Raw genomic sequence first — 18,282 nt, 5'->3', positions numbered from 1 at the left:
TTATTTCGACATATTTTATCGTTTTTGTTACATTAGCATCCTATTAAACTCATTGGAGGAAGTAAAATGCGTTCTTTGCTATATTTTTTTAGCGCATTCATTTGTATATTTAGCGGAATAAACGCTGAAATTCACCACTGTAAGACTATTCAAGAAGTGCTTCCCCACTTTGAACAAACGACAGCCAACACCCTTGTCATCTTCGATCTTGACGACACCTTAATCACAAAAACAGACAAAGTTTTACGTCCTGCGGCAAAAGACTACCATATGGGTTGCTATTTCAAGCTGATCCAAAAAGTAAAATTTGATCACATTGTTTACCTGATCAGTATTGTGGAAAAATTTGCACAGCCCGAACTCGTAGATGCTTCATGGCCTTCCATTATTGCAGACCTTCAAAAAATCACACCTTATGTAATGGCACACACGGCAGCCTTCCCTAAGAAAATGGGGATCTTTGAGAACTTCCCCGAAGCTCGTAAACAAGTATTGAATGCCTTAGGCATCGACTTCACTCCTATTTCCTCCCACTACTCCGACGCGGAATTAAAAGAACTGGGCCACATTCCTAATGTGCATCCGGTATTTTATTCCGGTATGCTCTTTAGCGAAAACTACGCAAAAGGAGAGGCCTTAGGAGCTTTTATTTCCCATTACGGATCTACCCCTGACAGAGTCATTTTTGTGGACGACCATACAAATAACTTACGTAGTGTGGAAAAAGAACTTACAAAAAGAGGCATCCCATTTACAGGGATTCATTTCGAAGAAAGTACATTATTCTCCGACACCTATAACGAAGATATCGCTGCCATTCAATACTACTATTTAGTGGAGAAAAACGAGTGGAAAAACGACGAAGAAGCTGCCCATATCCTAGACACTGACGGCGTTCCCGATGAACCGGTTCAGGATGGCGACGATGACGATGGCGATGATAACGAAGAGATTTGGAGTTTCTAATCTATGAAAAACATCATAAAAAAAGTATTTTTTGGGTTATTCTCTACCCTCCTAGTTACAACAGGGCTAAATGGCTGGGATATTCCCCAGGTTCCCAGTTGGAATAAAGTAGATATAGCTCCGGCTTATGTTCATATGGACATCTTGGAAAACGGAAATACAGTACACCGCTTAGATATGACTGCAGCACGGTTAGACTCCAGCTTCATTTTCTGCGGCGGCTGGACAATCAAACCCATGTTTATGATTGCTAGAGGCGATAAAGGCCATTTTGATACAGTGGGCGCCGGTTTCGGTTACACACTGCCCCTATCGGAAAGCATCGTTATCACGCCTTTGGTCGGACTTTCCTATAGTTACTTAAGCACGCGTTATGACCTGCACCTCCCCATCGGTAGCTTTTTCACAAAGAGAACCTACAGAACTTATAGCCCTTATGTAGGCTTGGATGCTGTCTATTCCTTTGGTGGTGGCTGGCGCATTGGTGGAAGCTTGCAGTACGCTTGGGCAAACTCAAGAACAAGTGTTGGGAACTTCGCCCATAATGAAAAATCTGAGGCTCAAGGTTTTGTATCGGCACTGACAATAGAGAAGGATATTACTGAAAATCTTTCTGTAAACATCGGCGCTGGATACAACAATTCCATGACAAAAGAGAAACATGGCCTTAGAGGATATGGAGCTAAAGTCGGTATTGCTTACTGGTTTTAAAAAATAACTTTTTGTTATTGTGGGAGGGAATAAATAAGCAATTCCTTCCCACATAATAATGGCAAAAGCCTAACGCACAAAAAGTCAAATCCATGACAAAATTTTTGCTAACCTTCATCGTTGTTCTGACCTGTATTACATCGACCTTTCTTTACTCCGAAAATCTCCATACCGTCTCTCAAATGCGGTTGCCTTTAGTGGAAGATTGGTCGGAAGAGTATCCTGACGAATCTGATGCCATTACCTCAGCCCTAAAAGCCTTCCACCAAACAACACCCTTCACTCAAACTTGGGAAGAGTTTAAAATTGACCCTCATGCCTATATCAACAATAGGATCGGGGCTTTAAACCAACTTTTAGATGTTTTGGAGAATGAACCTGCCAAACCACATATAGAGCTGCTCAAAAAACGGGCTATCCTTAAAAAAGAATACCTAACCAAATTACCTGATCCCCTGACGAAATATACTGTCAAAGAAGAACTTTTCGGTATCCGCCGCTCCATTCCCATGCGCAATTTCTTCTGGTTTGAAAAACTTGATCCCCTCCACAGATTTGGGAACGAATCCTTTCACTATCTGGCAGAATGGAATGCCTCGTCAGTCCCTAACTTTTTCATCTTTCTTGAAACACTCGATTATCATCGCCGTAATAGAAGCTTCGCACCTTTTAAAAACTACATTATTTATTACACAGCCGCAGAACGTGCTTTGCATGAAGTCCAGTTTCAGGATCATTCCATTCTCCTTCAAGGCAATCCCGTACATTCTAAAACTCTTCCCAATAATGAAAAGATCCCTCTTTTGTACATACTAGGCAATGATGGCAAACTTTACATCAATGATCACCTCATGTTCCGCCAACATCACTCCAGCGAATTTTGCGGTGAAAACATCCTTGGTGTAGGTGAAATTGTGGCCACAGAAGGAAAAATTGAATTACTCACAAATTCAAGCGGACATTACAAACCCTCTCCTAAAGATATATTTCCGACGTTGGAGCTGCTAAGAGATAATTATGGAGACCTTTCGGAGGTGCGGCTGCAACTCATCTACGGAGACTTTCACGCCTGCGTCAGATATAATGCACAAGAATTCCTGGATACACGGGGAGAGTGCGCAGCTCTGGAAGCCAAAGATACCTGGACTCCGCTCCATCATGCCATCCAACTGCAACAATGGACGATCGCTGAAAGTCTGCTGCCTAAATATAAAGACACACTTACTGACCCAAAGTTTTGTGATCCTTGGAAACTTGTATACGATAGTAAAGACCTTCTGGGCTATAAGTTTCTGCTAGATGCAGGCATTGATCCCTTCCCTGCCAATTCTCACAGTAATCCCTTTATGTGGGCTGCACGTGATGGAGACATTGTTTTATTTGAATTTTTACTCGGCCACCTTTCCGAGGTAAGACAACATGAGGTCCTGACTCATGAATGCCTTTTTAATACTGCCTCCGGTAACTCCTATGAAATGATCGACTATTTGGTGCAAAGGAATCTTGATTTCAGCCGAAGAACACAACTACATCAGAATATCATGCATTTCGCAGCAGTAGGCGGTATTGGCATGGTCCGCTATTTTGAACAGAACGGGTTTGGATACCTGCTCTATGAACAAGATGCATACAACATGACTCCCCTGCTAATGGCAGCGATGCATGGCTCGTTTAGCACTGTGGAGTATCTTATGTCCAAAGGCCATGGCCTGAATGTCGTGGATTATTATGGAAACACTCCCCTCCACTTAGCTATCGAAAACGGAAATATCACCAATGCTCGATGGCTTCTAACCAGACCTGAAGGTATAACATTTGCCAACCATAAAAACTCTTTTGGGCAAACCCCTCTGCATAGCGCAATATCTGTATTGCCCCCCGTAGAATTCAAAAAGCTTTTAACTCTAATGGATAATGTGGATGTTAAAGATGAAAAAGGTTTAACACCTTACGGATATATGGCAGCAAATGCGCAATTTTCAATTAACGCCAGGGCCAATGCAATCTTGCTTTTGGAAAATGGTGCGAATATTCAGGAGCCTGATGCTAACGGAATAAAACCCTGGCAGCATTTAGTATTACAAAAGCAGACAGATTTTCTTGTACACCTCTTAGTCCATTTTAAGGGCGATGTTAGGAAGTTATTAGAAGAAATCAAGCTTTACGCTAAAGAGCAGGACATTAAAATCCGGCTATAACGCTCCCTAGTATAGGACAAGCTTTGCATGTCATAACCATCCATCTTGCAGGTCGTTATTGTACAAAATTCGAGTAGTAGTTCATTATGTTATTCAAAAAAACGTAACCAGAGCAAAAAAATGGCAACTCCAGCCTCGATGTGTGGATCTTCTGCAAGTTCATCCTACATCTATCCGGTGACTACTCCCTCCTTGATTTCTTTAGAATTTGTGAACACTCCCAATGAAGAGAAAGCGATTCTCAAGTTGTTGGCAAACCAGAAAGTAAATTCAGAAATCGAACTAGACTTATTAAACACTTTCATGTCTAAAGTTGTTAAGAAACTTCATCCTCAAAACGCACTAGAAGAAGACCTGCTTGTTCATCTATATAGGTTGGTTATGCAAGGGGTGCAGTGTCAAATTACTTTTGAACGCGAATGTCCGTTTAACTCTTTACTCTGCCATTTTTACAGTGCATTCATGTATACATCGCGTTTCTGTATTGAAACAAATGGCCAATGCAACATTCTGCCTCTAAAATTACACCAAGAAGCATTATTAATAGCACAACACCAGATTCAAACTCACATCATTAAAGACAAAACAACTGAAGCGATTATCTCTTTTGAAACTTTGAAAAATCTCTTTTTGGCGATGGTCCACTGCTTAGACCACAAAGACTTCCCTTGGGATAACCACGCACAAATATTTATATTTTTAAATGAGAATATTGTTAGACCACTCGATCGGATTCCTATCTTAGAACGCATGCTTCAATTAGAACACATAAACTCATTCTTTAAAGAATGCTGCCTCACTACCCTCCTAAACTCTCTGGAAGAGGAAGAGGAAGAACTTTATATTCGAACTGCAGTAGTGAAGGTTTTACCGATTACACGTGAGTATCCTTTTGCGGATCATCAAAACCTTCAATGTGTAAATAGTTTTTTTACAATACTGGATGAGGAAAATGATTACGATCTACATATTCCCATTGCAGAGCGCTTAAATAAGTGGTTTGAAGCAACTCCAGACATAACCTTAAGCCTTTCTCAAATTACCTGCATTGATTACATATGTCAGAGGATTAGCAGAGGAACCCTCTCTGAAAAAGTGCAAGAAAAGTTCCTTGAGCTAATAGAATATCTTTATTCGAATCCAAATGGGCTTAATGCACTATTAAAATTAGATCCTAAATTGGATACGTTTGAAAAATTCAAGAAGCATTACAGCATCCATAGCTAACATATATATGTTAGCTATGTTTATGTACAAAAAGATTGCTCATCATTTGATCCACGTGCCCGGGTGAGTACATCTCTATCCATTTTCGAAGACTATAGGTTTGATGAGTTTTTTTATCCTTTACTAACACATCATCTAAAATATTTTTTTATAACTTCCTTTTGCAGGTCCACAGCTAAATGTGAAATTAAGCTCATGTTAACTGCAATCTTTTGCAGTTCCTGCGGAGCTTGATCTAAACTAATAATTCTCATGCTAATGACTTTATTTAACTTTTATTTGAAATAATCCCGCCGCCTAAACACACTTCACCGGCATAGAAGACGATGGACTGTCCAGGGGTGACGGCGCGCTGGGGTTCTTGAAATGTAACTTGTAGGGTTTCCGTTCCGCTTTCAATTGTGCATAATTGGTCTGCTTGACGGTAGCGCACTTTGGCTGAGCATGAATAGGGAGGATTTATTCCTTTGCTGGAAACCCAGCTTAGCTGAATAGCGCTAAGGCCGGTACTGAATAGGGCGGGATGTTCACTTCCTTGGGCTACAACAATCGTATTGGTTACAACATCTTTATCGACAACAAACCAGGCATCTCCGGGTCCACCAATCCCTAGTCCATGTCGTTGGCCTATCGTATAGTAGGCAGAGCCATCATGTTTGGCGATAACTTTACCTTCTGTCGTCAGCACATCCCCTGGATGATAGGCTATATATTGGCTCACAAAGCTTTTGAAATCGCGTTTACCGATGAAGCAAATACCTGTGCTATCTTTCTTCCGGGCATTCACAAGTCCTTCTTCAATCGCTATACGGCGCACTTCACTTTTAGGAAGGTTGCCTATCGGGAACATCACTTTCTTCAAAACAGAGGAAGTCAATGTATAAAGGAAATAGGATTGATCCTTTAGCGGATCAAGGCCTTTCAATAGGGCAACTTCACCCTCAATCTCTTGTGTACGGCAATAGTGGCCTGTAGCAAGGTAATCTGCTCCTAACTCCAGCGCTTTATCAAGCAATGCCTTAAATTTGATCTCACGGTTGCAAAGGATATCAGGATTAGGTGTTCTACCTGCTTTAAGCTCGCTCAGAAAGTTTTCAAAAACATTATCCCAGTATTTAGCGCTAAAGTTGACCGAATAACAGGGGATGCCTATATGCGTACAAACAGCGAGGGCGTCTTCATAATCCTGCATGGCTGTGCAATTCCCCTCCGAATCAGATTCTTCCCAATTCTTCATGAAAATTCCAACTACATTATAGCCTTGGCGTTTAAGCAGTACTGCACTGACGGAAGAGTCAACGCCGCCGGACATTCCTATAGCGACAGTTTTAGGCACTCTGTCCTCCCAGTGCGATTGCAGTCTGCTCGCCTTCTAGACGAGCTACCAAAACAGCGCAGCAAGAGTTTGCAAAGACATTAATGGCAGTACGGAACATATCTACGAATCTTTCTACTGCCATAATCAATGCGAGATGGTCAGCAGGGATGTTCAGTGTCTGCAAAACCAATACAATAACAATCAGGCTTGCAGAGGGTATTCCAGCCATACCGAATGAAGTGAATAGAGTTACAAAGTACATGAATGCAATGGAGGCAGCGTCTAGTGGGGTCGCTGTGAGCTGCGCAATAAAAGTGACTACTGCAGCAGCGTATAAAGCTGAAGCGGAAAGGTTGACAGCAACACCGAGTGATAGGACAAGACTGCTGACACGGTTGGATACTCCGGATCCTTTCTCGACACATTCCAAAGCTACAGGTAAAGTAGCTGCGCTTGAGCTAGTGGTAAAACCCGTAAGAAGAGCCGGAGCCATTTCACGAAGATGCCTCCACGGATTAACGCGGGCTATAAAAAGAAGGACTAAAGGCCAGAAGACTAAAGCGTAGGTAAGTAATGCCAATGCGGCTGTCAGTGTAAAAGATCCTAGTTTTAAAAATGCTTCCGCTCCGGTAGTGGCAACGGCTTTAGCGAGCAGACCAAAAACGCCGATAGGCAGCAGGTACATGATATATTGTGTCATGCGGATCATGACTTTAAAAGTAGCCTCCCAAAAAGCCTTAAGGGTAGTGGTAACTGCGCCCCCGATCTCGGCAGAGATAATGCCAAAAAGAGAACAGAAAAGGATCACTCCCAGGATTTCTCCTTGGGATGCTGCAGCTAGAACATTGGTCGGTACCATGCGGAAAACGATATGTTCGATTTTGGACCAAGTGGACGTCTCTACCGGTGCTTTGGTGAGAATTTTAGATAATTCTGTTTGTACAACATCGGTGGGAGGAGTCGTGCCTGGATCAAGCAGAAGGACCCAAATCATCCCGATGGCAACCGCTGCAGCCATTGTGCAGCCGAAAGTAATCAAGATTTTAGCACCAAGCTTTCCAAGTGAACCATCTTCCCCTAGACGCATTGTACCCGTAATAATGGATGCGACCACAAGGGGGACGACCATCAGGGTCAATGCGCGGAGGAAAAGTTGTCCAAGGATGGTATAGATACCAAGCGATGTTTCAGTTAGCGGTAGGAAAAGACCGGCTGCTATACCCAGGATAGCTGCGATGATGACTTTGATTAGAAATGAATGTTGCATTTTGACTTTAGGGAATATTTTTTACAAACTACTATATATCAGTTATTTGAGTTTTTTCAAGAAAAAAACGTCGCGCGTTTTCATTTGCCAGCTTTTGTGCAGTTTCTTTTGAGATATACTCCTTATTTATCCAATCTTTTAGAAGATGCGGATAGCAGCTTGAATTGGGCCAGGCAGCAGGAAACCACTCGGTATGCAGTTTTTTCAGGCTTTCAGGCAAGTCGTCGGAACTAAAGAAATCGGCTCCAAAACACACCTTGTCCTCGCCTCCCCATTTTTTAAAATGGGCATAATGGCGGTATATGTCTTCAAAAGTATTTCCACCCACAATATGCATCACAAAATTAAGCCCGATGACACCGCCGCGCTTAAAGATCTCTTGCGCTATTTCATCCGGTAGATTGCGCAAATGATTGCAGACAGAGCGGCTATTAGAATGGCTCGCTAAAACGGGTAGGTTGAGTTTTGCTGCGTCGATATAGTTTAGGATACCTTCGGCTAATTTATCGGAAGTATGGCTTAAATCTACGGGAATATTTAATTCTGCAAGTTTCTCCAGAAGGATTTTTCCATCCGCTTTCAAGCCCACATTGTTGGAGTTATTTCCCCCTCCAAAACGGTTCTCATCATTCCAGGTGAGAGAAAGATAAGCGAATTTACCCTTACGTTGGATAAAAGAGCCGAGCCTTTTAAGGCCAGCTTCTAAAGGCTCATCCTCTTCTGCAATAACAGATCCATTTTCGATAGAGGCCAGGACATTGACACCTTTAATTGCGCTTAGAAGCTGGAATTGCCTTTCACCAACAGTGGTACTGCCTTTTTTTGTATCTGTATAGATAGCAAACACTTGAGAGGAGACCCCCCCCTCCTGCAGTTGAGGTACAGAACAGCGGGAGGCGGGATCAATAGGAGTCCGCCTGCGATCTGCAGCAAGATAGAGCAGTAGATCGCAGTGAAGATCGATGATAGGATACTTCATACCGGACTCCATAATTTGAGTTATTCTATTCTAAGTGATAAGAAGCGTTTTACACTGCCTTGTTTAATGAGGAATAACACCGGGGCATTTTTCTCCGCTTCGTTTAATATACGGTTATAATCATCCACAGTTTGGACATCCTCTCTATTCACAGATAGGATGATTGCACCGGCGCGCAATCCTGCCCAGGATGCTGGGCTGCCCGAATTCACCTTGGAGATTACAACACCCTTCTCTTCAGTGATATTATACTTCTTGGCAATCTCAGAAGTTAAGGTTTCCACAGAGAAACCATACTTGCCTGCAATTTGGGTCAGTTCCGCCTTTTCCACTTTGGTCGGAAAATCCTCTACGACAGGTGAAAATTTTTGCGGGCTGCCATCGCGGAGAACATCCACACTGATCGTTGTGCCCGGAGAGATCAATGCAATCGTATTCCTTAGCCCTGCAATATTCTTAACAGGTTTTTCATTGATCCTTAAGATAATATCGCCTTGCTTTAGACCGATTTTGTTTGCGGGGCTTCCGGGGACAATTTCTACGATCAGGGCGCCGTCGGTTTTATTAACACCAAAGGCTTGTGCAATATCTTTATCCACTGCTTGCATAGTAAACCCTAAGTAGCCGCGGGAGACTGTTCCTTTTGTTAAGATTTCGTCCATGACATGCTTAACTAGATTGCTAGGAATCGCAAAGCTGATTCCCATATAACTGGTAGAGCCTGCTTGAGTAGCTATCGCAGTAGTCATTCCGATGACATTGCCATCCAGGTCCAACAAAGGGCCGCCTGAATTACCTAAATTGACGGGAGCATCTGTCTGGATGAAGTCTTCAATATTCTCAATATCCAGGTTATTACGCCCTTTTGCGCTGACGATACCGGCTGTAACAGTCGCTTGCAATCCTAAAGGGTTGCCCACTGCTGCAACCCATTGTCCTACCTCCAACTCATCAGAATTGACTAAACTAAGCTTAGGTAGATTGTTGGCATCAATTTTGATGAGGGCAACATCCGTATTCGGATCCTGGCCGATCACTTTCGCTATGAATTCCCTGCCGTCTTCTAAGATGACAGTAATTTCTCCTGCATCCTTCACAACATGCTGATTAGTAAGGATATGTCCGTCTTCGGAGATAATGAAACCGGAACCTTGACTACGGACTTGAGGTGTCTCTAATGCACGGCTGCGAGGATTAATGCCAAAAAACTTTTGGAAGAAAGAGTCGTTCATTCTATTGAAAGCGTCATCCTGATCACTTTCTTTAGCTTGAGCACCTTTGATTTTGATGGAAACGACAGCAGGGATGGCTTTTTTTGCAGCGACCGTGAAATCAAGGACTACGTTTTTAGTCGCTGTCGATGCTATGAGGCAACTGTCTTCGCATATGCAGGCGCAAGCGAATAAAGTTGTCAATGCTACAAAAGTATTTAGGCTTTTACGCATGATTATTCTCCTTAAAAAATTAGAATTATCTTTGTCCAAGCAGCTCTATCGAGCGTGCAATAATTAAAAATCCTTTTTCTAAGCGATCCAGTCCAAAATGTTCATTGGGGGCATGAATCCCATCATCTGCCAGACCCATCCCTAAGAGGACGACAGCGCTTTTGCTGGCTTCTGCCAATGCTGTGATAACGGGTATGGAGCCGCCTTCAAAAACATAGCTGCATTTCTTCTCAAATATCTCCGTGTAGGCATCGCTGAATGCTTTAACTACAGGCGAATTTGGATTTGCCTGAACAGCTTTACCGCCGCCTTGATGAATATGGACTTCCACTTTAATGCCAGGAGGAGCTTTGGAAATTAAGTAGTCTGCAACGCTTTTGGCAGAATTCTGTGGATCCATATCAGCAACTAGGCGGCAGGAAATCTTAGCGTGGGCTTTGGCGGGAATAACGGTTTTAAAGCCATCTCCGGTGTATCCCCCCCACATGCCGTTGATCTCCACTGTGGGACGAAGACAGGCCCTATGGACAGGAAGAAATTTCTTTTCCCCGCCTGTGGGCAAAGCACCAAAGGCTTCTAGATAGTGCTTCTCATCAAAATCCATATAGAGATTATCTAAAGTATCCTTTTTTAGTTCCCGTACCGAGTCATAATAACCGGGGACAGCAACACTACCGTCATCGTTATAGAGGCTAGCTAGAATCTCTGCTAACGCTCTGTTAGGATTGTACACAATGCCGCCATGCGATCCGGAATGGAGATCTGTCGAAGACCCCGTCACAGTGACATCCATTGTCATAATTCCCCTAATACCTAGTGTAACTGCCGGAATATCTTTTGCAGGAAGGCCCATATCTACAACGGCCAGGTACTCTGCAACTAATTCCTTTTTCTTTTCAGAAAGAATACCGGTAAGACCCTGGCTTCCGCATTCTTCTTCCCCTTCCACCACTAATTTGATATTGATCGGAAATTTACCATGAATCATGCGGAGAGCTTTTAAAGCCGCCATCGTATAAAAACATTGCCCTTTATTATCCTGGGCACCCCTAGCATAGACTTCATTACCGCGTAGAGCCGGCTCAAATGGAGATGACTTCCACAGATCGAGCGGGTCTACGGGCTGCACATCGTAATGATTATAGATGAGGAGAGTAGGTTTATCTGTTCCTGCCTCCAGGTTTTGTGCAAATACGGTGGGATGTCCCGTTGTCTTCCAGACATCAACATCAAAGCCTATGGATCGCAAGTAATGGGCAACCCAGTCGGCGCCTTGCTTAACATTTTCAGTGTAAGCAGCTTCAGAACTAATGGAAGGGATTTTTAGAAAGTCAAAATATTCATCGATAAGCTGACGCCTATTGTTTTCGAAGAATTCTTTATACTTAGCAAGGGGTGTTAAAGTCGTTTGCATAAGTTCTCCTGCAGATAGGTAAGGAATTCACTATACCTTTAGCGAGGAAAATTTCGCAATCAGGCATTAAGCAAGCTTTATTTGACTATGGGAATAGTGAAGAGATCATTGAAGTTAACCCTTTTTCTATAGACAAACCAAGAGCATTCAAAGTTTTAAAAAGCTGAATTTCAGGATAGTACGGAGCTGTTAAAAACAGAATGCCACTCAGAAGGCATACTCCGTAAATGATAAGCGATCGTCTAGCACGGCGTTTATGCTCTCCAATAAGCAATGGGTTGGCCTCTGCCTTCTGAATAAACCTTATCCTATTCGCAATGCTATCATGATGCCAGCTGGGGGTTTCATGGGAATTCCCCGTAGCTACTGCTATTCCTTCTAATGCGTCAATCATGCTTGATGCAGGCAAACCGATCTCTATTCCGTAGAGATCGGCCTCTTTTTCAAAAAGGCGGGAAAAATACCCAAAAACATAGCGGATATATAAAGCTGCAGTTATGGCAGTTAGGACAAAAAGAAAAACAATTTCCATTTCTCGCCAATAGTGAAAAGGGAATACTTTTGCTAAATGATTAAAAAAAACAACCGTTCCTTCTTCAAAAAAAGAGAGGATAAGTGTTGCTGTCACGCCCATTCCCAAAAGGACAAAGGGGAGCTTGAACAAATGCCTCCTCTTGCTGTGTCCAATTTCATGCGCTAGAACAGCCTTTAGGGGTTCAATAGAGAGGCGATTCAGTAAAGTGCGTGTGAACATCACATAGCGGAATTTAGAGATCAATCCTATGATAGCAGCAGTGGGAATATGGTTTAAAACAGTCCAAACTTTAAAACCTCCGTGCCTGAAATTCGCCTTAGCGCAAACACTTTGAAAGGGCTGAACGAATGCAATGTCGTTGAGAGGCTTACAACGCCAAAATAACAGCAAAACCGGCGGCATCAACATCAGCAGTACAAGGGCAAAAGTGAAGCCAAAGAGGGCTATGACAACGAAGGACTGGGCTTCCAAGTTATATCCTGCCAGTAGAAGTAAGTCATTTATGAACGTATAGACAAGGAGAGGAAGAATAAAAGGAACAAGGATAATAATTTGATTGGCTGCACTGGAGGCTGCGGGAAACTTTTTTGGATAAGTATAGTGGAAAAAGAAGAGTCCGAAAAAATAGAGGAAGAAATTATAAACCACAAGCGAGCTGGAAGGAAAATAGAAAGTTTTGGGAACTCCAATGAAAATGCAGCTAAGGGCGATAAATGCCGTCAGTTCTACGCTAGTCAGGAAATTAAGAGCTTCTTTTCTATGTGAGGAAGATTTTTTATAAGCATAGTTTTGATATGCAATCAGCCCTAAAAGCAATACATAAGCCCCTAATCCTGCTGCCCATTGCAAATAGTCGTCGTTAGTTCTTGTGAATGAGGTGAGCAAGAGCAGGATGATGATAAAGATAAGCTGTGTGAACATTAGACATCTCCTAACCATCAAGGCTTATAGACGCTGCATTGCCCCTTCTACCTTAGCCATGGCTCCGTCTAAGTTTTCCCTAGTGGAAAACGCCATAGCCTCGCCAAAATTCACTTTGATTTTGGAAAAGGGTTTAGGAAAGGCCATTCTATCCCAGCTATTCAATACCCAGCAAGTATCGCAATCCCAAGTTAACGGAATAATCGAAGACTCTGCATGAATAGAAGCCAATACTACCCCCGGTTTCACTTTATGCCGCGGACCACGCGGCCCATCGGGTGTGACGATGAGAACCTTATTCTCATTTTTAAGGATTCCTACCATTTTCCTTAGAGCTACTTCCCGGGCATCATGAGGAACAAAGAGTGTTCCGCATTGTTTATATGAAGTGGCTAATCGCCCTAAGATGCGTCCATCCCTGCTATTGCTTAATACAGCTAAATAATCAAACTCAGGGGCGAATTTATACAAAATTTTAGCAAGAATGCCCAGTCGGTCGTGCCATAAAACGAGAGAACAGCTTCCTTTTGACGCTGCATTCTTAAAATGGTCTACACCCTCTACTTCAATTTTACAAGTGGATAACAAAGCTAAAGCGACTATTTTATATAGCTTTACGATAAACCAAGGAGAGAAATGGCCGATTTTTGATAACAATTGCTTCATTTAAACTCCTCCGCTAAAAGCTTTGCACACTTTTCATTCATTAGTTCATCAGTGGACAAAAGTTGACGGACTTTAAGGCATCCTTCAAGGCATTTTTTCCTTTCACTACTATCATTAATAAGCTGCCACAAGCTATGGCTTAAATTTTCTGGTGTGGGTTTATTTACAATATACTCAGGAAAGACCTGCTCGTCTGATAAGATATTCACAATACAATAATAAGGCAGATTGACCTTCAAAACATATTTAGCAACAAGACGATTTAGTGTTGTCAATTGATAGGCTACGATCGTAGGACATTGCTGCAAAGCCAGCTCTAAGGTGACAGTACCGGATTTTGCAATCGCAGCAGCACTTTCTGCCATGAGTTCTTGATGGGCAACGGCATTAGGTACTATATAGCTTTTAAGGGCTGACTTTTCCAAGCATTGTTTAATTAAAGGCCCGCAAATAGCATTTGCAGAGGACACAGCGATAGAATACGTATTTTGAGGCAGCTGTTCGATCGCTTTTATCATGACGGGTAAATTCCGTAGAATCTCCCCTTGGCGACTTCCCGGGAAAAGCGCGATCAGGTCCTCATGTTTAGGGATGCCCGCTTTCTCTCTCCACTCAGTATCGTAAGAGTGCTTATTGGCTTTGACTAGAACAGGATTGCCTACATATTCGACCTTAAGGCCTGTCTCAGCAAAACATTTTTTTTCAAAGGGATAAATAGTCAGCAGGAGATCGAGTGTATCCGCCATAAGCTGTATGCGATGACTCCCCCAAGCCCAAACCGACGGACTGACGTACTGGACAAGCTTCCCTTTAAATCCGTTTTTACGGAGGGATTTAGCTAAACGAAGATTAAAGCTTGTTGCATCCACCATCAATACGACGTCAGGATTGAGTGTTAAAATGGAATCTCGAACCGTTTTGTAAATACGTACCAAGCGGGGAAACACTTTTATAACATCAGTAAATCCCATGACAGAGAGATCCTCAGCCCTTGCAATCTCTTTTACACCTTGTGCACGCAGTGCAGAACCGACTACGCCATAACAATCTAGGGGGCCGCACTTATCTTTTAACGCTTTGACAAGATCCGCTGCATGAGCATCTCCGCTCTGTTCCCCTGTGACAATAAACAGCTTAGACATCAATCAAGTACTCCTCTTTATAAGGACAAGATTGCGTATATAAGGAACCATTGCAAAAAGCGGACCTATAAAATTGATCGGATCTTTGAGAAAGAAGAAATAGACTAAGGTCATCGAATTACCCACAATACTGATCCACCAAAAAGTGGAAGAAAGCACGCTTTTCTGCAGAAATTCTGCCTGTATCCATTGGACAACAAAACGTGCGCTAAAAAGCAGTAAGCCTAATGTACCGAAAAGATGCCATCCCCAAGTCAGCTCAGCTGTAACAAAGCCTCCAGGTAGTTGTGGTGAGCGGAACCAGACCCCTTCCATCCAAAAATAGAGTGTGACTAAAAAGACAATGCTAGCGAAAATTAGCATTGTAGAAGATGTCTTGAGTTTCTTTTCATCCGGCCCCATGAGATTCAAGTTCCGCCAGGCAATAACACCACTGCAAGCTTGTGTAACGCCCACATGATATTGCAGCTGAATACCTGAATGGAACATCATCAGAAAATGGCCCGCAAAAGAAAGTATCCAGAAAAGTTTAGGAACGACACAACGGTGCTCCCACTCGCTCATCAGCCACTGTACGAGGAATCTTCCTGAAAAAAAGAACAGTGGAAGAACCCCAAGGGGATATAGCAAAGTACGGAGCTCCTCGCTCATACGACTTCTTTCTCGATTTTGTATTTCAAATGCCTATTACGCATCCAACGGACAGCGAGCATATCTGCAATAGTATTGAAAGAACGGTTGAAGAGGTTGTATTTGGTTTTTCCATGCTTGCGGTGGCGATGGTTGACCGGAACTTCGGTGATGCGCAGGCCTTCAATCTTAAATAGAGCCGGGAGAAAGCGGTGCATCCCTTGATACATTTTTATTTTATTTAGGCATAACGTACGGAAGACTTTCAATGAACATCCGGTATCTTTAACTCCATCTTGGCAGAAGCGGCTTCTGACAACATTACCAAGCCAAGAGATGACTTTTTTATTAACAGAATCCTTGCGTTTTACCCGCTGACCGCAGACTAAATCAGCATTCTCAGCAATATGCAATAGTTTAGGAATATCAGCCGGATCATTTTGCAGGTCACCGTCCATTGTAATGGTGAACTCCCCTCTTGAAGCGCGGAAGCCCGCATCAAAAGCGCTGGATTGTCCATAGTTTCTGTCAAAATTGAGGATGCGCAAGTAAGGTTTTTCTTGCATAAGCTTTTTCAGGACTGCCAGAGTACTATCTGTGGAACCGTCATTAATGCAGATGAGTTCCCAAGGCTGTTTCAAGCTTTCCATTATAGGCTCAAGCTCTTTTATAAGCTCGCCGACATTATTTTCTTCGTTCTTCATCGGAATGACAACGCTATATTTAACTTGCTGCATATCCCTCACCTAATTTTTCTAATATTCAAGAAATCCTTTCAGCCAAGTGATCCCTGCCTCAAAAATATGCGGAGGTGTCCCATGTCCTTTCTGCCCAACTGAAGGATAAATAACGAGTTCTGTATCGACTGTTCTCAAACTGGCCGCTTTGCCTTTACGCACAATATTTCTTACAAGAGAATAGCAGGAGTCCGTATCTACGCGCGTATCGTAATTTCCAATATAGTAGCGTATCTTCTTTTGTGCTAGAAGCTCTGCTTTATGTGACAGGGACCACTTTTGTACAATCTTATTGTCCGATAGCTTTTCAAAGCCTTCTAATTTAGGCAAAACTGTGACTGGGGCAAACGCTAAGACATTGTTCAACCATGGAATTTCGGCAGCGGCAAGTGTTGCGAGAAATCCCCCTCGGGAAAGGCCTGCTACAGCAAATTTTGAAGGATTAATCAATCCTTCAGATTTCAATTTGTCCAATAGCTGTCCGACCTGCGTGATGAATCTTCCTATAAAATCATCCTCTGCAACAAGTGAAAGAGCCCAAAGCCCCATTGCTTTCATTTTATCGTATCCTTCGCCATGAAAGGGAAGGTCTACTGTAAGTATGCGAGTTTTTCCGTCTAGGAATAGATCAACGGGTTGGCAGAAAGGCTCCTCATTTAAACTTTCTTTTCCCCCTGCAGCAAAATAAAGCAGGGTAGGGCAAGCCCCATGATCAAAAGGAAGTCCTCGATGAAATAACTCTAGCGGCGTGTCATTGTGGTTTGACATCGGCTTGCCTCTGCCCGTGGTTACGTTGCCGAGGAGAATGCGGAGTTTGATGCCGGTGTTCTGATCCTGGATGCTCTAATAAATGGTGTGCATTACGCCAAGAGCGGTAGTCTTCTTCTAGCTCCTGGTTCACCTGAGACCTTATTTTTAAAAATTGCAGCGCAAGAAGAAATTCCTTGTTCTGCATTAATTTGGAACGGTGATGTTTCTTTCCGGATAACGGTGTCATACGATATTGAGAAGACACAACGAATGAAGCAATCGAGCTGATCCGCTTTGGAAAATGTGAAAAAGAGGATATAACGACACCATCCACCATCGCATCGGTCAGGTGAAGTATCTCGCCAATATGCGGCAAATGGTCACGGTCTAAAAATTGTGTTTCAATTTCCCTTTCAAGGATCGGATAGATCAGGCAGGCAGTCAAAACACCACGATCTAGAGGACGCTTTAGGTCTTTCTTATTATATTCATCCGCCTTCTCTAGAAACTCTAAGACTTCGACGCCATAAGGTCCCTGCAAAAAGTGGTTCAGGCCAGGAAAGATGAGTTCTAAGAGGCCTGTATCGGCCATTAATTTGAAGAATGGTGCAGACGCTCCCGATTCCAGCATACGGAAAAACTCTTCCAATACACGCGCAGGAGCACTTTTTGTAATGTCATGAGAACATTTCCTGAGCGCTTTAATGCAATTATCGTTCGCTTTAAATCCAAATCTTGCTTGGAACTTTAAGAGTCGTATCATTCTGACCGGATCTTGCTTAAAACGTATCATCGGATCGCCGATTGTCCGTAAAGTATGTTCCTGAAGGTCTTCCCACCCTCCCACATAGTCGATAACTTCCATTGAATGCGGGTCAAGAAATAGACCATTGATAGTGAAGTCGCGGCGGATAACGTCTTCTTCCTCTGTCCCCCATTTGTTATCATGGACGATAAGGTCATTTTCATTTTCGCCTGAACGGAATGTCGAAACTTCCATAATTTTATGTCCAAAACGGACATGCGCTAGCCGGAATCTCTTCCCTATCAGCAGGCAGGATCTACCGAAAACTTTTTTTACCTCTTCAGGTCGTGCTGAAGTAGAAATGTCGTAATCTTTGGGGGTTTTCTTTAAAAGCAGGTCGCGGACGCTGCCACCGACTAGGTATGCTGAATACCCAGTTTCACGCAGGCGTTTAACGACGAATAAGGCATCAGGATCAATAAGTCCTTGGTCGATTTGATGCTTAGCAAAATCGTAGATGCGAGGTTTTTTAGAGGCTTGGGATGATTGCATGTCGAGTTGAAACTAAAAATATACAGAAGTTCATAGAGTTTATTCAACCTAAAGCATATTTCCCCAGAGCAATTAATTC

General features: G+C 42.9%; 16 protein-coding genes. 4 read left to right on the top strand and 12 right to left on the bottom strand.

Annotated elements, in window-relative coordinates:
• Nucleotides 1-66 precede the first annotated feature (66 nt).
• The 4 genes from WC222_01195 to WC222_01180 all read left to right on the top strand — a co-directional run bounded on the left by WC222_01195 (nucleotide 67) and on the right by WC222_01180 (nucleotide 5,102).
• Nucleotides 67-966 (top strand): DUF2608 domain-containing protein, encoded by a 900-nt coding sequence (locus WC222_01195; GenBank protein ID MFA6914987.1) that lies wholly within the window; start codon nucleotides 67-69, stop codon nucleotides 964-966.
• Nucleotides 967-969: 3 nt separating this feature from the next.
• Complete coding sequence (locus tag WC222_01190; GenBank protein MFA6914986.1) at nucleotides 970-1,677, top strand: hypothetical protein; 708 nt, start codon at nucleotides 970-972, stop codon at nucleotides 1,675-1,677.
• 92 nt (nucleotides 1,678-1,769) lie between these two features.
• Nucleotides 1,770-3,875 carry an ankyrin repeat domain-containing protein gene (locus WC222_01185; protein MFA6914985.1) on the top strand — a complete coding sequence of 702 codons (2,106 nt, stop codon included), beginning with the start codon at nucleotides 1,770-1,772 and terminating at the stop codon, nucleotides 3,873-3,875.
• 120 nt (nucleotides 3,876-3,995) lie between these two features.
• Nucleotides 3,996-5,102: a hypothetical protein gene (locus WC222_01180; protein MFA6914984.1), complete on the top strand. Its 1,107-nt coding sequence runs from the start codon at nucleotides 3,996-3,998 to the stop codon at nucleotides 5,100-5,102.
• Between the two features lie 268 nt (nucleotides 5,103-5,370).
• Here WC222_01180 and mnmA read toward each other — a convergent pair whose 3' ends face one another.
• From mnmA to pcnB, 12 genes are all read right to left on the bottom strand, one after another.
• A complete protein-coding gene (gene mnmA, locus WC222_01175; protein MFA6914983.1) occupies nucleotides 5,371-6,438 on the bottom strand; it encodes a tRNA 2-thiouridine(34) synthase MnmA in 1,068 nt (355 codons plus the stop codon).
• A complete protein-coding gene (locus tag WC222_01170; protein ID MFA6914982.1) occupies nucleotides 6,431-7,687 on the bottom strand; it encodes a dicarboxylate/amino acid:cation symporter in 1,257 nt (418 codons plus the stop codon). Before WC222_01170 ends, mnmA begins: the two co-directional genes overlap by 8 nt.
• A 31-nt stretch (nucleotides 7,688-7,718) precedes the next feature.
• Nucleotides 7,719-8,666, bottom strand: a complete 948-nt coding sequence (locus tag WC222_01165) for a membrane dipeptidase (GenBank protein ID MFA6914981.1) — start codon at nucleotides 8,664-8,666, stop codon at nucleotides 7,719-7,721.
• Nucleotides 8,667-8,686: 20 nt separating this feature from the next.
• Nucleotides 8,687-10,111 (bottom strand): Do family serine endopeptidase, encoded by a 1,425-nt coding sequence (locus WC222_01160; protein MFA6914980.1) that lies wholly within the window; start codon nucleotides 10,109-10,111, stop codon nucleotides 8,687-8,689.
• 25 nt (nucleotides 10,112-10,136) lie between these two features.
• Entirely contained in the window at nucleotides 10,137-11,525 is a 1,389-nt protein-coding gene (locus WC222_01155; GenBank protein MFA6914979.1) for a dipeptidase, read from the bottom strand.
• Nucleotides 11,526-11,610: 85 nt separating this feature from the next.
• Complete coding sequence (locus WC222_01150; GenBank protein MFA6914978.1) at nucleotides 11,611-12,981, bottom strand: M48 family metallopeptidase; 1,371 nt, start codon at nucleotides 12,979-12,981, stop codon at nucleotides 11,611-11,613.
• 24 nt (nucleotides 12,982-13,005) lie between these two features.
• Nucleotides 13,006-13,647, bottom strand: a complete 642-nt coding sequence (locus WC222_01145) for a DUF374 domain-containing protein (protein ID MFA6914977.1) — start codon at nucleotides 13,645-13,647, stop codon at nucleotides 13,006-13,008.
• Nucleotides 13,644-14,789, bottom strand: a complete 1,146-nt coding sequence (gene lpxB, locus WC222_01140; protein MFA6914976.1) for a lipid-A-disaccharide synthase — start codon at nucleotides 14,787-14,789, stop codon at nucleotides 13,644-13,646. Before lpxB ends, WC222_01145 begins: the two co-directional genes overlap by 4 nt.
• Before the next feature lie 3 nt (nucleotides 14,790-14,792).
• Nucleotides 14,793-15,440: a lipid-A-disaccharide synthase N-terminal domain-containing protein gene (locus WC222_01135; GenBank protein MFA6914975.1), complete on the bottom strand. Its 648-nt coding sequence runs from the start codon at nucleotides 15,438-15,440 to the stop codon at nucleotides 14,793-14,795.
• A complete protein-coding gene (locus WC222_01130) occupies nucleotides 15,437-16,156 on the bottom strand; it encodes a glycosyltransferase family 2 protein (GenBank protein MFA6914974.1) in 720 nt (239 codons plus the stop codon). Before WC222_01130 ends, WC222_01135 begins: the two co-directional genes overlap by 4 nt.
• 18 nt (nucleotides 16,157-16,174) lie before the next feature.
• The gene (locus WC222_01125) at nucleotides 16,175-16,924 is read right to left on the bottom strand and encodes a hypothetical protein (protein ID MFA6914973.1); all 750 of its coding nucleotides are present in this window, start codon (nucleotides 16,922-16,924) and stop codon (nucleotides 16,175-16,177) included.
• Nucleotides 16,908-18,203, bottom strand: coding sequence for a polynucleotide adenylyltransferase PcnB (gene pcnB / locus WC222_01120; protein MFA6914972.1), 1,296 nt, complete (start codon nucleotides 18,201-18,203; stop codon nucleotides 16,908-16,910). Before pcnB ends, WC222_01125 begins: the two co-directional genes overlap by 17 nt.
• Nucleotides 18,204-18,282: the final 79 nt, after the last annotated feature.

Source organism: Parachlamydiales bacterium, from assembly GCA_041671045.1.
Taxonomy (GTDB): Bacteria; Chlamydiota; Chlamydiia; order Chlamydiales; family JABDDJ01; genus JABDDJ01.
The sequence above is the reverse complement of the archived record's forward strand: the minus strand, read 5'-3'. Positions and strand labels throughout refer to the sequence as shown.

Bases quoted from the DNA above. Each gene is read 5' to 3' on its own strand.
- WC222_01195 (MFA6914987.1), top strand. From the start codon at position 67: ATGCGTTCTTTGCTATATTTTTTTAGCGCATTCATTTGTATATTTAGC.
- WC222_01190 (MFA6914986.1), top strand. From the start codon at position 970: ATGAAAAACATCATAAAAAAAGTATTTTTTGGGTTATTCTCTACCCTC.
- WC222_01185 (MFA6914985.1), top strand. From the start codon at position 1,770: ATGACAAAATTTTTGCTAACCTTCATCGTTGTTCTGACCTGTATTACA.
- WC222_01180 (MFA6914984.1), top strand. From the start codon at position 3,996: ATGGCAACTCCAGCCTCGATGTGTGGATCTTCTGCAAGTTCATCCTAC.
- WC222_01170 (MFA6914982.1), bottom strand. From the start codon at position 7,687: ATGCAACATTCATTTCTAATCAAAGTCATCATCGCAGCTATCCTGGGT.
- WC222_01165 (MFA6914981.1), bottom strand. From the start codon at position 8,666: ATGAAGTATCCTATCATCGATCTTCACTGCGATCTACTGCTCTATCTT.
- WC222_01160 (MFA6914980.1), bottom strand. From the start codon at position 10,111: ATGCGTAAAAGCCTAAATACTTTTGTAGCATTGACAACTTTATTCGCT.
- WC222_01155 (MFA6914979.1), bottom strand. From the start codon at position 11,525: ATGCAAACGACTTTAACACCCCTTGCTAAGTATAAAGAATTCTTCGAA.
- WC222_01150 (MFA6914978.1), bottom strand. From the start codon at position 12,981: ATGTTCACACAGCTTATCTTTATCATCATCCTGCTCTTGCTCACCTCA.
- WC222_01145 (MFA6914977.1), bottom strand. From the start codon at position 13,647: ATGAAGCAATTGTTATCAAAAATCGGCCATTTCTCTCCTTGGTTTATC.
- lpxB (MFA6914976.1), bottom strand. From the start codon at position 14,789: ATGTCTAAGCTGTTTATTGTCACAGGGGAACAGAGCGGAGATGCTCAT.
- WC222_01135 (MFA6914975.1), bottom strand. From the start codon at position 15,440: ATGAGCGAGGAGCTCCGTACTTTGCTATATCCCCTTGGGGTTCTTCCA.
- WC222_01130 (MFA6914974.1), bottom strand. From the start codon at position 16,156: ATGCAGCAAGTTAAATATAGCGTTGTCATTCCGATGAAGAACGAAGAA.
- WC222_01125 (MFA6914973.1), bottom strand. From the start codon at position 16,924: ATGTCAAACCACAATGACACGCCGCTAGAGTTATTTCATCGAGGACTT.
- pcnB (MFA6914972.1), bottom strand. From the start codon at position 18,203: ATGCAATCATCCCAAGCCTCTAAAAAACCTCGCATCTACGATTTTGCT.